Genomic DNA, 14346 nt, shown 5'->3' on the forward strand with positions numbered 1-14346 from the left:
TCATTGCAGTCAGTAAAGCGTTGCCAGCGAATTTTGAACCTGGTAAGCTAAGCGAGTACCAATTAAATAAAGATTCCTGAGGAGGATATTTATGAGTGCAACACCACATGGATTGCATAAAGCATTACTGAGTTTATTAGTCCCAATGATGGTGGTCAGCGGCACGGGGAATTTAACCACCCTAGCGCAGGCTAGTGACCGACCAGCCGACGTGGTTCGGGTCACCCACCAACAACCAGAGGACCAGTACAGCTCTGTGTTGAGTGAACCTAATTTTCAGCACCGGGATCGGCATCACCGGCATGATATTCCGGTTCAATTTTTAGGGATCAACGACCTACACGGGGGCCTGGATACTTCCGGTAAGGCCTACATCGGGGGAAAGGTTTACGAGAATACGGGAAATGTTAGTCGCTTGGCAGCCTATCTCGACCAGGCTCAGCGGCAATTTCGCCACGTTCACTTGTCCCGGAACACGTTCCGCGTGCAAGCCGGAGACATGGTGGGGGCTTCGCCTGCCAATTCCACTTTGTTAGCACACGAGCCTACCATGCATGCTTTACGGGCCATGAAGTTTCAGATCGGAACGTTGGGTAACCACGAATTTGACCAAGGCTTACCCGAATTCAACCGGATTCTGACGGGTGGCCGTCCGGGCAAGGACGCAGACAAGTTGATTCAACGGTACCCCCACCTAGCTTCTAAGATGCAAGAGGTCGTGGCTAACGTGGTTCGCAAGGATAATGGGAAGCAACCTTACGGATACCGGCCGTACACGATTCGGACGGTGCGCGCCCACGGACGTAGCGCAAAGGTCGGCTTCATCGGTATCGAAACCACGGAATTACCAACGTTGACCTATGAACGGAATTACAAGGACTACAAAGTCTTGGACGAAGCCAAGACGATTGCCAAGTATGATCGAATCTTGAACGCGAAGGGTGTTAAGGCGGTAGTGGTCTTAGCACACCGGGGTGTCCAGAACAACAAGACTAGTGCTTGGGGGAATGGTGTTGATATTCTACAACGCGTGAATAAACTTGACCCCCACAACAATGTTGGCCTGTTTGTCGGGGCCCATACACACATGTATGGGAATGCTTTAGTGGGCAAGACCCACGTTGTTCAGGCCTTATCCAGTGCCCGGGCGTTTGATGACACTCAGGGCTACATTAATCCTAAGACGGGTAAGTTTAGTGCACTAGAGACTCACGTTTACCCGGTATTGTCGGCTAAAGCTGACCCTAAGACCAAGAGTAACCGGCGGGTTGCTCGGATTATTAAAGATGCCAATCGGCGGGTTGCCGGTAAGATCAATGCCGTGATTGGTAAGGCAGCTTCCGCAGAAGCTATTAAGCAAGCTTCAACGGCGAACGGTGAATCCCCCGTGGGCGAATTAGTGGTGGATGGTCAGTTATTCGAAGCCCAGAAGAACGGGCTTAAGGCAGACTTTGCGATGACCAACTCCGGTGGGGTCCGGTCTAGTTTAAATGTCGACGCTAACCAGGCCATCACTTGGGGTGCGGCTCAGGCCGTACAACCATTCGGGAACGTCTTGCAAGTCGTTGAAATGACGGGAGCGCAAGTGATTAAAGCCTTAAATAACCAATACAGTGGGGGCTTTAAGGAATTACAAGTCGCGGGGTTACGTTACACGTTCGCAGCTCAAGGAAAGACTAAACAAGTTGTACAAGTGACCAAAGCCGATGGACAGCCGTTAGATCCACAAGCTACCTACCGGGTAGTGATTAACGACTTCTTACACGGGAACAAGAGCTTTACCTTCCAAGGGACCAAGATTGTAGGGTCTCTGGCTTCTGATACTGAAGTGTTTGTGCAATACGTGAAGGATATGCAGGCGGCGGGTAAGCCAATCGTTGCCCCTCAAGCTAACCGCAAAGTATTTGTGAAAGCAGATGCTGCGGTGCTGGGGACGACGTTGCCTAATGCGCAACCAGCAGCTTAAGCAAAATGCCGGGCCTAGGTCCGGCATTTTTTGTGAATTCGTTGGGTGGCGTATTCGTAAAGCGATGCGTCTGGAGGTGTCCGATTAGTTATGTGGACGATTAGATTCTAAAGCAAGCTGATTTGGTGTTGCTGGGGAAATCCAGCGACACCATTTTTAAATATCATAGACGAAGCATCGGCAGCGGCTTAGCCTAGACTGACAGTTGATACGACGTATTGGAAATTGAACGAATACGTGATAAATTCTCATTTTTACATAAAACGGTTTACGTTTTACTAGAACGGGACGACGTTGAACGTAAAAATTTAGATTACCCCTTGAAATTACAATTAAATTAGATTAAGGTTAGAAAATTGGACATTGAAATTTTGCAAATCGGGAGGCCAAGTATGAAAGATATCTTTAAAAAGGAGTCAGTTAGCACCTATTTAAAAGCTGATTCACGGTTAACCAAAACCTTACGGGCCCGGGATTTGGTGGCGTTAGGAATCGGTGCGGTCATCGGGACCGGGATTTTCATCCTGCCCGGACATGAAGCTGCGTTGCACGCGGGTCCCGCGGTGGCCATCGCGTTTCTGTTAGCGGCCTTGGTGTCTGGAATCGTGGGTATGGCCTACGCGGAGTTCTCATCAGCGATGCCGGTAGCGGGGTCGGCCTATTCATTTGGGTCGGTCATCTACGGTGAAGTGGTAGGCTGGATTCTGGGCTGGGCCTTGATTCTCGAGTACTTCCTAGCGGTTTCGGCGGAAGCAACCGGATTTGCGGCGTACTTTAATAACAACATCCTGGCAGCCATGGGGATTAACCTCCCCAAGGCCCTGCAAGCGGGGCCCATGGAGGGCGGGGTAATCAACCTGTCCGCTACGTTAATTGTGTTAGTCATTGCGTTGATTATCGCGCAAGGGGCGAATTTGTCGAAGAAGGTCGAGAACTTCGCGGTCGTGGTGAAAGTAGCCATTATTATTTTATTTATTGTGGTTGGGGCGTTTTATATTAAGACCGAAAACTACGTGCCGTTTTACCCTAAGCAGTTCCGGACCACACCGTTTGGTTTAGGGGGCATTTCGACCGCTGCGGCGACCGTATTCTTTGCCTTTATTGGGTTTGATGCCCTCGCAGCCAATTCCGCAGAAACCATCGAGCCCGAAAAAAACGTGGTTCGGGGAATTTTGGGCACGGTCTTGGTTTCGGTGATCCTGTACGTCGCGTTCTCGTTTGTTTTGACCGGAATCGTTAACTATAAGCAATTGAACGTGGACGATCCCGCGGCTTACGCGCTACAGCTGATTCACTTGAACACCTGGAATAAGCTGATCACTATCGGGGCTTTGATTGGGATTTTTACGGCTATGATTACCATGTTCTTCGGGGGATCACGCTTGGTTTACGCTTTAGGGCGAGATGGATTGTTACCCGCTAAGATGGGGAAAATCAATTATAAGCATGTGGTTCCGTTAAACGCCATCATCGTTGCGACCATTGTGCAAGCCTTCTTTGCGGGATTGGTCCCCTTGACCCAGTTGGCTTCCCTGATCAACGCCGGAACTTTACTGGCCTTTGCCTTTATTTCCTTTGGCGTTATTCCGTTACGGCGACGGCATGATTTGCCGAATAAGGGCTTTAAAATGCCGTGGTATCCCTTCTTGCCTATTTTGGCTGGTCTCTCCAGTCTATACTTTATTGTGATGTTGCCGAACATCACGAAGGTCTCAGTGGGGCTGTGGTTGCTGTTAGGTCTCGTGATTTATTTTGTTTATGGCTTGAAACACTCCAAGCTGCAACAGAGTGCTTAATTGTGTTAAGCGTCAGTGTTACCGAAAATTTCGGTGACGCTGACGCTTTTTTAGGAATGTTGGACATCGTAAGCAAGAGATCGAAGGTATTGGCGATTAATGATGTGGTATCCAGGATGCGTTCGAGTCAAGCTGCCGGCCTTAACTAACTGAGAAAAAACATAGAGTAAATGCCGATAAGAAACGCCTAGGTATTCAGCCACCTGGGTGTTTTTTTCGGTATATTGGTCATTATGCGCTGTCAACAAGATAAAAGCCGCTAGTCGTTGAACTAGAGGAAAGCTTTGATTGCGGGTAGCTGTTTGGATATTTCGATAATTTTTATGGACAAAGTATTGGCAAAGTTGTTGGAGAAAGTGCGAGTCTTGAAGGAGTCTTTGGCGATAGGGCACCACAGGTAATCGAAAGCACCAGCAGTCGCTCAGAGCAGTGACTGTAAAGGTGTAGGTAGGTTGATGATCAATAAATTCCATTTCGCCAATGAAGCAAGGTGTTGTAAAGAAATCAATTAGCGCAGTTTTGCCATTGGCTAGGGTGGTTGTTAGTTTAGTACGCCCTTGGGCTAAGTACCATAAAGTATCGGCTGTTTTGCCTTGTGTCACGACTTGGTCCCCTGCAGAAATCAAGACTAGGTCCGCTTTAGGCGTTAGATTCGAGGAGAATTGATGATTGAATTGGCTAGTGGTTGCTAGTTGTTGAATTAATGTGGTGTTTTTTAATTGGCGCATCGTTTTAGCCTCCTAGGTGAGAAATCTCATACTTAGTATAGCAAACGGTTTCATATAATAGGTGTTGTTAAAGTTAGTTATGAATTTTATAGGAGGTTAGGCAGATGACACCACGAAAGATTATTTTAGACTGTGATCCTGGACATGATGATGCGATTGCTTTATTGATGGCGGCGGCTCATCCAGCAATTGAGCTATTAGGTGTGACGATTGTGGCGGGAAATCAGACGTTAGAAAAAACAGTTCGTAATGGGTTGAATGTTGCACAGTTACTGGGGATTTCAACTAAATTTTATGCAGGAATGCCTCAGCCATTGGTTCGACAACAGGTGGTAGCTGGAAACGTTCATGGTGAGACGGGGTTAGACGGTCCAACTTTTGGTCCGTTGCAGCGACAGGTGGAGTCCAAAAATGCAGTTCAGTTTATTATTGAGACTTTAATGGCAAGTGATGGTGACATTACATTAGTGCCTACAGGGCCGTTAACGAATATTGCTGTAGCGATGCGATTAGAACCCCGCATTATTCCTAAAGTTAAAGAAATTGTGTTGATGGGTGGTGCTTATGGTACGGGAAACTTTACCCCGTCTGCAGAATTTAATATCTTTGCTGATCCTGAAGCGGCGTATGATGTTTTTAACTCGGGTGCCCCAATAACCATGATGGGACTCGATTTAACGAATCAAACAATCTGTACAGCAGACATTATTAAACGGATGGCTGCTGTCGGGAACGCTGCAGGAACCCTATTCAGTGATTTGATGAGTTTTACGTTAAAAACTCAGTTTGAGGCCTTTGGCTTAAAGGCTGGTCCGGTGCATGATGCAACTACGATTGGTTACCTTATTAATCCAAAAATGTTTCAAGTTGAGCCCATGTACGTTACAGTTGATATTAATCGAGGGCCATCGTATGGACGAACGGTGTGTGATGAACATCATGTGCTGGAACATCAGCCGAATGCAAATGTTGGTATTTCCATTGATACGAATCGGTTTTGGGATTTAGTTGAATTCTGTCTACGAAAGTATTGAGTAAAATGGTCAGGGAATCTTTTCCCTGACCATTTTTGGCATAGACCAGTTCACCTGAACCAGCGAGCTATGGTATAGTGGAACTATTCAGATGAGAAGGGACGGATGACGGTGTATAAAATCATCACCAGCGACTTAGACGAAACGCTTTTACGACAGGACGGGAGTATTTCACCGGCTAACGTTGAGGCGATTAAGCGGGCAACCCAGCGTGGGGTCAAGTTCGTTCCTAACACGGGGCGGAGCTTTCTCAGTGTGCAGGACCTTTTAAAGCAATTGCACTTGTATCAGCAACCTAATCAATACGTGGTGTCCTATAACGGTGGCGTGGTGGTCGAGAACCAGGGGAACCAAGTCGTGGTGAGCAACGCGATGCCGTATGATGAGGCAGCGCAGGTCTTCGCCATCATGCGCCAGTTCGACGTCGATATTCACGTTTATACGTTAAATCACCTCTATATTGATCGTTTGAGAACGGATGACCAAGCTTACTTGGCGACTCGCGGTGTGCAGTTCACCGAAATGGTTGGTGACTTCACGCAGTTCAAGGATCAGCAGATTATGAAGGTCATCTGCATGAACCCTGATTTGAAAGTCCGGCAGGCAGTCTACCAAGCCGTGACCCAGGCGTTTACCCAGGTCAACTGCACTTATTCGTCGGGCATCTACATGGAAGTGAATCATGCGGGGGTCGATAAGGGTAACGCCATCTTAGCGTTAGGACGTAAATTAGGGGTGACCGCTGCGGAGATCATCGCCATCGGGGACAATGCCAATGACCTGGGGATGTTGACCAAGGTGGGGATGCCCGTTTCTGTAGCCAACGGGATCCCAGAAGTTCAACGGGTGGCCAAGTTGGTGACGCCGCACGACTATGAACGTGGTGTGGCAGACGCAATTGAGCAACTGGTGTTAAGCGATTAGTTGGAAAGGTTTCCCATCACTGGGGAACCTTTTTTTAGTTCATGGTGAGGATGAGTTTACCGAATATCAATGGTCATCGAAATTACGACAAAAAAATACCGTTCTCTAGGAGAACGGCGGGAAAATGATTTGAATTAAGCATTAGTACCAGTGGTGGCTCTGCCAGAACTTCTTAGCCTTGGTCCAGGAACCGTACCGACCAGCAACGTACTTGTTGGCCATCTTTTCTTGGTTAACGGGGGAATAGTTCCCGTGCAGGTAGGCCTTTAAAAGTTGGTAACGGCCGTAACAGGAACCGTTGGATGCCGTGTAGCTGTAACGAGATTCACGATAGGCAATCCACTTTTTAGCGGCCTTTTGTTTCTTAGATAATGAAGCATTGATTTTAGCGATTTGTTTTTTCTGACGCGCGGATACTTTACTCGACGCTTGCGCCGTGGTTTCGACTTGAGGCATTACGCTGGTCGCTACATCGGTGACCATTCCGAATGAAAAGCCAAACTGAAGTGAACCCCATAAGTTGGAGTGAATTTCTACGCCACTAACTGGCTGGTATGTTCCCGGTATTTTACCGGGGACATACCAGCCAGTTTTGCTTTTATCCGACGATGATTGTAATAGTCAACGTAGTTAGTAATGCCGGATTCTAGCTCTTTGTAACTCCTATATTGGTGATTATGAACCGTGCCAACTTTAAGAATGTGAAAAATACTTTCTGCTACTGCGTTATCTAGGCATGTGGCCTTACGGCTCATGCTTTGGAAAACATGGGCTTGTTGAAGAATGTTCACGTATCGAAAGTTTTGATATTGAAAGCCTTGGTCTGAGTGAATTGTCATTCGATATGGTAAATCTGGCCGTTTTGCTAGTAGTCGCTTAAGTGGGCATGTTACGAAGTCGACCGTCGGTTTACGATCAATGGCCCATTCAATAATTTCTCCGTTGTAGAGGTCAATATAAGCCGTAAAGTACGCACGTTCGTTGATAGTTTGCTCACCCCAACGAACCTCAGTCACATCGGTAACGACCTTTTGAAATGGTCGATCCGTCTTGAAACGACGTTGTAAACGATTATGGGCAATTTTACCAACGGTTCCTTTATAAGAATTGTATTTCTTGGTGCGCCGATTAAACGCCTGACATAGTAGGTTATTTTCACGCATGATACGAAGTACGGCTTTATGATTTGCCTGGATTCCTTTATTTTTAAGAGCCAGAGTGACTGTTCGATATCCATAGTCTGGATTATTTAAACGAATACTTCTAATCTCATCAACTAACGTTGATGAGTTCGTTTGATATTTCCGATGACGAGCATCATGATAACTGCTACTCGACATTCTTACTGCCTTCAAAACCGCAACTAATTTAACATTGAATTTGCGCCTTAGCTCAGTAATTAGCTGGGCTTTCTCTTGGCTTGAGATTTTTTCTGTGCCAAGGCTTCGAGTTTTTCCAAGTAGGCTACCCGTATCCGCAGGAGTTCATTTTCTTCCTGAAGTTGCTTCAAGGTTTTAGATTGCTTAGCTTTATCTGTCATTTTTAAAGACCGTCCTTTGAATGGCTTAAGACGTCCCTCAATCAGCTTTCGTTCCCAATCCCAAATCATTACCGGATGTTTTAATTTGAAATGAGCTGCGGTTACTGGATATGAGGCACGATGTTCTTGTCGCCACTTGATAACCTTGATTTTAAAGGAATAGTCGTAAAATGTCTTCCTTGAATGGTTCTCCAATCCTTGAATTCCAAAAAGTTTAAAGTGAGTGAGCCATTGATGGATAGTCGCACTACCTTTAATACCATACTTTCTCATGAGTAATCGGGACGAAGTTCCCTGAAGATACTCGCTTAATACTTGTTGCTTTATTTTTGCTGAGAACATAGTAAAACCCCCTGAGTTTGGATTTACTCCAACTCAGGGGGTTCACTTTAAACAGCAGTAACGCCGCAGCAATTTTTAGTTTAAGTTTTGACATCTTTTTAAATAACTCCCTTTGGTTTATCATCAGTGAGTAGCATACTAGATGAGTATGACAAAGAGATTACTAACCAATTACTAGGGGATTAAATAGCTGTCACAAACCGTAAAATTAGGCTAAACGGGGGATAAATTCAAGAAAATCCCGAAAAAACGAACAATAGTTTTAGACAAATGTCCTTAATTGGCTAAATGATGAGTCGGGGTTAAGGACCTGATCTTAAAGGAGATGGGCATCAGTGTTTCAAGATATTCAACCCAAATTTTTGGATAATCACTATTCACGACGCCGTCAGCCAACCCAAGATGACGTTGTCGTACTGTACCGGAGCCATCAGGTCGTGACCTGTTCAGGTCAGTTGCCGACCTATCAGAAGATTGAGGCGGACTGGGAGTTTCCCCTAGCGGCCTACACGTACCTGCTGACCATCGATCAGACGGCCTTTTACCTGTTGACGGCGCCGGCGACGCTACCGGTGGGGTACAGCTTTACACCGGTTAAACGCTTGGAGCATCTGGTTCCCCAGTGGCTGGGGTTTGGCGCAGCGACCGCGGCTCAGTTGGGGGAATGGTACGCGACTAACCGGTTCTGTGGCCATTGCGGTCACGGGATGGTCGCGGATAAGCAGGAACGGGCCTTACGATGTCCGAATTGCCACCGAATCGTGTTCCCAACCATCGCCCCGGCCATCATTGTAGGCGTGACGCAGGGTGACCGTATCCTGATGACCAAGTTCTTACGAGGTTACCAGAAGTATGCCTTGATTTCAGGCTATGCAGAGATTGGGGAGACGTTGGAAGATACGGTTCGGCGTGAAGTCCAAGAAGAAGTGGGTCTGACCGTACATCATTTGCGGTACTTTGGTAGTCAGCCCTGGGCGTTTTCGGGGTCGCTATTGGTCGGCTACTTCGCGGAGCTGGACCAAGATTTACCGATCCACTTGGAAAAAGACGAGTTGTCGCAGGCCAAGTGGTTTTCCCGGGAGAAGATTCCCCACGATGATAGTACGTCGAGCCTCACGTGGTCGATGATTGAGGCGTTCCGCAACCACCGAGTTTAAGCGTGCGTGAATTTAAGTAAACGGCCACCTTTCCGGGTATGGAGAGGTGGCCGTTTAAACGTGAGTGCGTAAAAGCTCGGGAGGGCAGTACGGTGACTAACCGATGACTTGGCGGCCCCGAACGAATACAGCGGAAATTTCAGCGGGGGTGGTCTGGTACATCAGGCGTTCGAAGACACTGTGGGCGTCGTTGGGCATTAGAGTTCCCAAGCGATCCGTGACAATCTGCAGGTCGGCAGCGAATCCGGCGCGTAGTTGTCCGGTCTGGAGGTTTAGTCCCTTAGCCCCGCCCTTAGTAGCCAGGTAGAAAGCCGTGGTCGCGGAGATACGGCCCGTTCCCCGTCCCCGCTGTGCTGGTGCTACTTGGGCGTCAACGCCATCTTGTAACTGTTGCGAAGACATCACGGCTTGCTGCAGGTTACGGTAGAGACTGGGGGTGAAGCCACCGGACAAATCACTACCTAAGCCCACGTTGACCTGGTGGTGGAGGGCTTGTTGGACGGGGAATACGGCGTTGCCGAAGTAGCAGTTTGAGATGGGGCAATGGGCCACAGTCGTTTGTCGGTCGGCGAAAAGGGCCAAGTCGTCGGCATTTAGCTGAGTACCGTGAGCCATCACAGAACGTGACGTTAGGAGTTGAAACCGGTCAAAAACGGCCGCATCGCGTTGATGATAGGTTGATTCGGCATACTGTTCTTCCCAGTTACTTTCACTGCAGTGCGATTGAATGGGGAGGTCATCACGGTGGGCTAAGGCCCCTAATCCACGTAAAGTTTCAGCCGTACAACTGGGGACAAACCGGGGCGTGATGACGGGCGTTAATGCGGCGCCAGTGGTTTTAGCCAGACGCTGTAGCTGGGCGATGAAGCGCTCCGTGGTTTGGAGGGCTTCTTGGGAGGAGGCTTGGCGGTAAGTGGCGGGGGTTTGGTCAGGATTGTCCATCGCTAACTGGCCAATGAAGCCCCGTTGTCCCTGTTGCGCACATTGGCGAGCCAGGGCTAAGTTGGCGTCGGGATGGAGGGTACCGAAGTACATGGCGGTTGTGGTGCCGTTACGGAGCAGTTCATGAACCAGGTGGTGGTAGACTTTAGTCGCGTAGGCAGTGTCCGCAAACTTGGCTTCTAAGGGGAACGTATAGGTGTTGAGCCACTGGTCTAGTGGTCGATCCAGTGCTAATCCGGCTTGGGGCCACTGAGGCGCGTGGACGTGGAGGTCAATAAAGCCGGGGAGAATGTACTGATTATGGGGCAATTGCCAGAGGTGATCTAAGCGTTGAGCAGTCTGTTGAACGTCCGAATAATCGGTGTCCGTTGCCCGAACGATACGGGCAATCGTTCCCGTCGCGTCAACACAGACTAAGGCTTGGCGAAGAAATGTGAATTCGGTGGGCGAGACGGGGGTAAATAGGGAACCTTGGATAACCAGTTCGGCAGACATGGACTGGGACCACCTTTCAGAAAAATTGTTTAGGCTTAACCTAGCATGTTCCCTAAAGCCTGTAAACGGGCTCTGAGGAAGAACCGAGTTAAAACGATTTAACGTGCACTTTTGAAGAAGAATTACTATAGAAATTGCGTGTTGTGGGGGATGTCAACGATGTAACCAGTAGGCGTTCACGAATAGTTGTGGTACGCTGATTGAGCAAAAGGACGGGGGTCGTAAGATGCAGATTAGAGAGATTCAGGCGACGGATAACGCCGCCATCAAGAAAATTTTACAAGATGACTTGCGAGCGGCGGATTTAGCGATTCCGGGAGCCGCGTATTTTGATGAAAATCTTGATCGCTTGAGCGACTATTACGCTGCCGCTTCAGACCGAAAATATTGGGTGGTGGTGAATGCGCAAGGGGAAGTGGTCGGTGGTGCCGGTTGTGCCGCGTACGATGCGCCACAACGAATTGCTGAGTTACAGAAGCTTTACCTGCGCAGTGACGCTCAGGGGCACGGCCTCAGTTACCAACTCATTGCGCGGATCGAGACGTTTGCACGGCAGGCCGGTTATCGCACACTTTACCTGGAAACGCACCATCGGTTGGCTGCCGCGGTTCACGTCTACCAGAAATTAGGATTTACACGGTTACCGGGTCCCCTGAAGACGGCGGTGCATACCGCCATGGATCAGTTTTATCAAAAGACTTTAATCTAGAAGTGTGAGGGTGGTTGAACGGAACGGGTTCAACTGCCTTTTTTGGCGCAGTGGATTGGGAGATGACCGATGTGAGAAGACAGCTGGAGACATGATAAAGGGGATGTCATGACCATCAGCTAGACTGACCACCTAGTTAAGGCTTTGGCACCAAGGGGCGAGGATAAGATGAATTGGTGAGAGTAACGGTCGGTAGAAAGTAAACGCATAAAAATTACTTTAACTTAAAATACACAAAACAACTCCCACTACCATTACCCAAACCTAAACTGGCCTCACATCCAACCAGTCACTAGCAGGTCTATCCCGGGGTCAGGGGCCACCGGAGCACGCAAAAAAGATGCCCATCGTCGGTTTCCCGAGTTGGGCATCTTTTTAAGATTAAGCTTTAACTGTCAGTATCGTTGGAAACAGTATGATTATTATCGCTGTCTGTAGTGGAACTAGCCGCGGATGAGGAAGCCTCCGTCGTGCTGGTAGCGGATGAGTCATCATTACCATCACCGCCGGCTGGCTTCTGTTCTGTGCTCGAAGATTCTTTCGATGTGCTATTCTCCGTAGTTGACGTGTTGTTCCGGGAACTGCTATTGGTTGTGACTTGACCGTTACTACTATAGGCAGAAGAGCTCGTGGTATTGGTTGAGCTGTACTGACTGGTCGTAGTCCCATCGGTAACCGTTCCGGGATGACCCGTGACGTAGTATTCCGTCTTCCCGTTTTGCCGGGTCTCGGTGACGTCACTAGGGACTGTCCAGTCGGAATTGGTACTCTTAGAGGCCAAGTAGCTCATTTCGTACTTATAGATCTCTTGTGCAATGGTCGTTTGGGTCTCACTGACGTAGTGGCCCGTTTCAAATTGTTTATCGTACCCGGTCCAAACGGAAACGGAATAGTTCTTGGTGTACCCCGTAAACCAGGAATCCATGGTAGCGCCATCCGGAACCTTGTTCACGTAGTCGTCAGGGTAGGAGTCCGTCCCGGTCTTTCCAGCTTGGTACAACCCAGAAATCGCAGCCGAACGTCCAGAACCACTTGATTCCGTCATAACGTCCTTCATCATATCCGTCAGCATGAACGCCGTTGCTGTCGACATGGCCCGTTTCCCAGTCGATGCGTAGTTATGGGCTTTTCCGTCCTGAGTGACGACCTTGGATACCAGGTAAGGCTTGTAGTAGGTTCCGCCGTTGGCAAAGGCCCCATATGCAGCGGCCTCTTGTTCGGAGGAGATGTATAACCCAATCCCATTTTGCAGGGTCAGCTTCTTATCAAACGTCATACCCAAGCCCTTTAGGAAGGTTGTCGCCTTACTGATTCCTACGTTTTGTAAAGTCCGTACCGCTGGGATGTTCCGTGATTCATAAAGGGCCTTCCGCATGGTGATGGTCCCTTGATACTTCTTATCCCAGTCGTATAGGCTCTTATCTGTACCAGGGTAAGTAAAGGCTGTATCCTTTACGGGTTCGTAAGTGGGGTAGTTGAGGTATTGGATAGCTGGGCCGTAATCCATCAAGGGTTTAGCCGTCGATGCGCTAGACCGATCCGTCTGAACGGCCCGGTTCAATCCGAAGGTCACCTTACCCGTCTTCCGACCACCAATCATCGCGACCACTTTCCCGTTGTTGGGGTTAACAATGGTTGACCCGACTTGGAACTTGTTGGACGGGAAAGCAATGTAGTTATTGGTGTTCACAATATCGTACAACTTTCTTTGGGCACCCATATCTAAGTTGGTGTAGACCTTTAACCCACCGCGGGTCGTGTTATATCCCTTAGATCGCAATTCCTGGTAGACCTGTTTCAAATAAGCATCTACGACTTTAGTGGTCTTCGCGTTCACGTTCGTTGTGGCGGCGTGATTCTTGACCAAACCGGTCGAAACGCTGGTCGCCTCAGCTTCTTGAGCTTGTGCGGACGTAATCACGTCGTTTTTGGCCATGGCTTGTAAGACCAGGTCCCGCCGTTGCTTAGCGTATTGTGGATAGTGGATCGGATCGTAATTGCTTGGGGATTGGGGCATCCCAGCTAACTGGGCCAGTTGCGCCAGGTTTAACTGGCTTAACTTCTTTCCATAGTAGTATTGGGCGGCCGTTTGCATACCGTAAACCCCGTTCCCCATGTAGACCTTGTTGATGTAATATTCTAGGATCTGGTCCTTGGAATAGTTGTGATCAACCTTCAAGGCCAACCAGGCTTCTTGCGCCTTACGCTTCAAGGTCCGGTCAGAGGCCGCCGTCGAGAAGACCGACAACTTGACCAACTGCTGCGTCAGCGTACTCCCACCTTGCATACCCAGTGAAGAACCACTGATGTTGGCAAAGGCGGCTCCAACGATCCGCACCGGATCGATTCCACTATTCTTATAGAACCGGCGATCTTCGGTCGAGACCACAGCCTTTTTGAGCAAGACTGGGATTTGATCGGATTTGACGTAAGTCCGGTTTTGGGCTCCTAGTCGAGAAATGACTTTGCCGTTAGCATCGTAGACCCGAGTCGAAGCATCACTTGAAAGGGCACTCTGGCTAATCTTAGGAGCGCTTTGGGCATAGTAGAAGAACAGCCCCGCACCGGCCAAGATTCCCAGTACGATCACCGCAACGATGACGTAGAGGATTCGACGAAAGGTTCGCCAGCCATTGTGCGGTCTTTGGGGACCCGTTGAACGGTCGGCATTGCGACTCATGCGGGTTTCCCGCGTGTTATTGTTACTAGACAT

Annotated in this window: 12 protein-coding genes; 6 read left to right on the forward strand and 6 right to left on the reverse strand. The window is 48.8% G+C overall.

Annotated features, from left to right (window positions below; genetic code table 11):
- Positions 1–91: 91 nt before the first annotated feature.
- Positions 92–1966, forward strand: a complete 1875-nt coding sequence (locus tag RIN67_RS06360) for a bifunctional metallophosphatase/5'-nucleotidase (protein ID WP_264998935.1) — start codon at positions 92–94, stop codon at positions 1964–1966.
- A 392-nt stretch (positions 1967–2358) separates the two neighbouring features.
- Positions 2359–3762, forward strand: a complete 1404-nt coding sequence (locus tag RIN67_RS06365) for an APC family permease (protein WP_313825973.1) — start codon at positions 2359–2361, stop codon at positions 3760–3762.
- A gap of 50 nt (positions 3763–3812) precedes the next feature.
- Here RIN67_RS06365 and yeiL read toward each other — a convergent pair whose 3' ends face one another.
- Positions 3813–4490, reverse strand: a complete 678-nt coding sequence (yeiL, locus tag RIN67_RS06370) for a transcriptional regulator YeiL (RefSeq protein ID WP_024746361.1) — start codon at positions 4488–4490, stop codon at positions 3813–3815.
- A gap of 104 nt (positions 4491–4594) precedes the next feature.
- Between yeiL and rihB the strand changes: the two genes are divergently transcribed.
- The gene (gene rihB, locus RIN67_RS06375) at positions 4595–5524 is read left to right on the forward strand and encodes a ribosylpyrimidine nucleosidase (protein ID WP_313825972.1); all 930 of its coding nucleotides are present in this window, start codon (positions 4595–4597) and stop codon (positions 5522–5524) included.
- A 105-nt stretch (positions 5525–5629) separates the two neighbouring features.
- Positions 5630–6448, forward strand: coding sequence for a Cof-type HAD-IIB family hydrolase (locus RIN67_RS06380; protein ID WP_264998932.1), 819 nt, complete (start codon positions 5630–5632; stop codon positions 6446–6448).
- 141 nt (positions 6449–6589) lie between these two features.
- Here the strand turns inward: RIN67_RS06380 and RIN67_RS06385 are convergent, their stop codons facing one another.
- Genes RIN67_RS06385 through RIN67_RS06395 form a run of 3 tightly spaced genes read right to left on the reverse strand, consistent with a single transcriptional unit; the run spans position 6590 to position 8330 of the window.
- Entirely contained in the window at positions 6590–6931 is a 342-nt protein-coding gene (locus tag RIN67_RS06385) for an aggregation-promoting factor C-terminal-like domain-containing protein (protein WP_264999060.1), read from the reverse strand.
- Positions 6932–6981: 50 nt separating this feature from the next.
- Positions 6982–7875 carry an IS3 family transposase gene (locus RIN67_RS06390; RefSeq protein WP_313872948.1) on the reverse strand — a complete coding sequence of 298 codons (894 nt, stop codon included), beginning with the start codon at positions 7873–7875 and terminating at the stop codon, positions 6982–6984.
- Positions 7848–8330 (reverse strand): helix-turn-helix domain-containing protein, encoded by a 483-nt coding sequence (locus RIN67_RS06395; protein ID WP_313872946.1) that lies wholly within the window; start codon positions 8328–8330, stop codon positions 7848–7850. Before RIN67_RS06395 ends, RIN67_RS06390 begins: the two co-directional genes overlap by 28 nt.
- 335 nt (positions 8331–8665) lie before the next feature.
- Between RIN67_RS06395 and nudC the strand changes: the two genes are divergently transcribed.
- The gene (gene nudC, locus RIN67_RS06400; RefSeq protein ID WP_264998789.1) at positions 8666–9487 is read left to right on the forward strand and encodes an NAD(+) diphosphatase; all 822 of its coding nucleotides are present in this window, start codon (positions 8666–8668) and stop codon (positions 9485–9487) included.
- Positions 9488–9583: 96 nt separating this feature from the next.
- On the opposite strand, the gene RIN67_RS06405 is transcribed toward nudC, so the two are convergent.
- Positions 9584–10924, reverse strand: a complete 1341-nt coding sequence (locus RIN67_RS06405; RefSeq protein WP_264998790.1) for an amidohydrolase family protein — start codon at positions 10922–10924, stop codon at positions 9584–9586.
- A 226-nt stretch (positions 10925–11150) separates the two neighbouring features.
- Here RIN67_RS06405 and RIN67_RS06410 point away from each other — a divergent pair, with 226 nt between their 5' ends.
- A complete protein-coding gene (locus RIN67_RS06410) occupies positions 11151–11633 on the forward strand; it encodes a GNAT family N-acetyltransferase (RefSeq protein WP_264998791.1) in 483 nt (160 codons plus the stop codon).
- 388 nt (positions 11634–12021) lie between these two features.
- On the opposite strand, the gene RIN67_RS06415 is transcribed toward RIN67_RS06410, so the two are convergent.
- Positions 12022–14346 (reverse strand): penicillin-binding protein, encoded by a 2325-nt coding sequence (locus tag RIN67_RS06415; RefSeq protein ID WP_264998792.1) that lies wholly within the window; start codon positions 14344–14346, stop codon positions 12022–12024.

The organism is Levilactobacillus namurensis, from assembly GCF_032197885.1.
Taxonomy (GTDB): domain Bacteria; phylum Bacillota; class Bacilli; order Lactobacillales; family Lactobacillaceae; genus Levilactobacillus; species Levilactobacillus namurensis_A.

What these genes read in the sequence shown, in the direction of transcription:
- RIN67_RS06360 (WP_264998935.1), top strand. Translation starts at nt 92, where the DNA reads ATGAGTGCAACACCACATGGATTGCATAAAGCATTACTGAGTTTATTA.
- RIN67_RS06365 (WP_313825973.1), top strand. Translation starts at nt 2,359, where the DNA reads ATGAAAGATATCTTTAAAAAGGAGTCAGTTAGCACCTATTTAAAAGCT.
- yeiL (WP_024746361.1), bottom strand. Translation starts at nt 4,490, where the DNA reads ATGCGCCAATTAAAAAACACCACATTAATTCAACAACTAGCAACCACT.
- rihB (WP_313825972.1), top strand. Translation starts at nt 4,595, where the DNA reads ATGACACCACGAAAGATTATTTTAGACTGTGATCCTGGACATGATGAT.
- RIN67_RS06380 (WP_264998932.1), top strand. Translation starts at nt 5,630, where the DNA reads ATGACGGTGTATAAAATCATCACCAGCGACTTAGACGAAACGCTTTTA.
- RIN67_RS06385 (WP_264999060.1), bottom strand. Translation starts at nt 6,931, where the DNA reads ATGGTCACCGATGTAGCGACCAGCGTAATGCCTCAAGTCGAAACCACG.
- RIN67_RS06395 (WP_313872946.1), bottom strand. Translation starts at nt 8,330, where the DNA reads ATGTTCTCAGCAAAAATAAAGCAACAAGTATTAAGCGAGTATCTTCAG.
- RIN67_RS06405 (WP_264998790.1), bottom strand. Translation starts at nt 10,924, where the DNA reads ATGTCTGCCGAACTGGTTATCCAAGGTTCCCTATTTACCCCCGTCTCG.
- RIN67_RS06410 (WP_264998791.1), top strand. Translation starts at nt 11,151, where the DNA reads ATGCAGATTAGAGAGATTCAGGCGACGGATAACGCCGCCATCAAGAAA.
- RIN67_RS06415 (WP_264998792.1), bottom strand. Translation starts at nt 14,346, where the DNA reads ATGTCTAGTAACAATAACACGCGGGAAACCCGCATGAGTCGCAATGCC.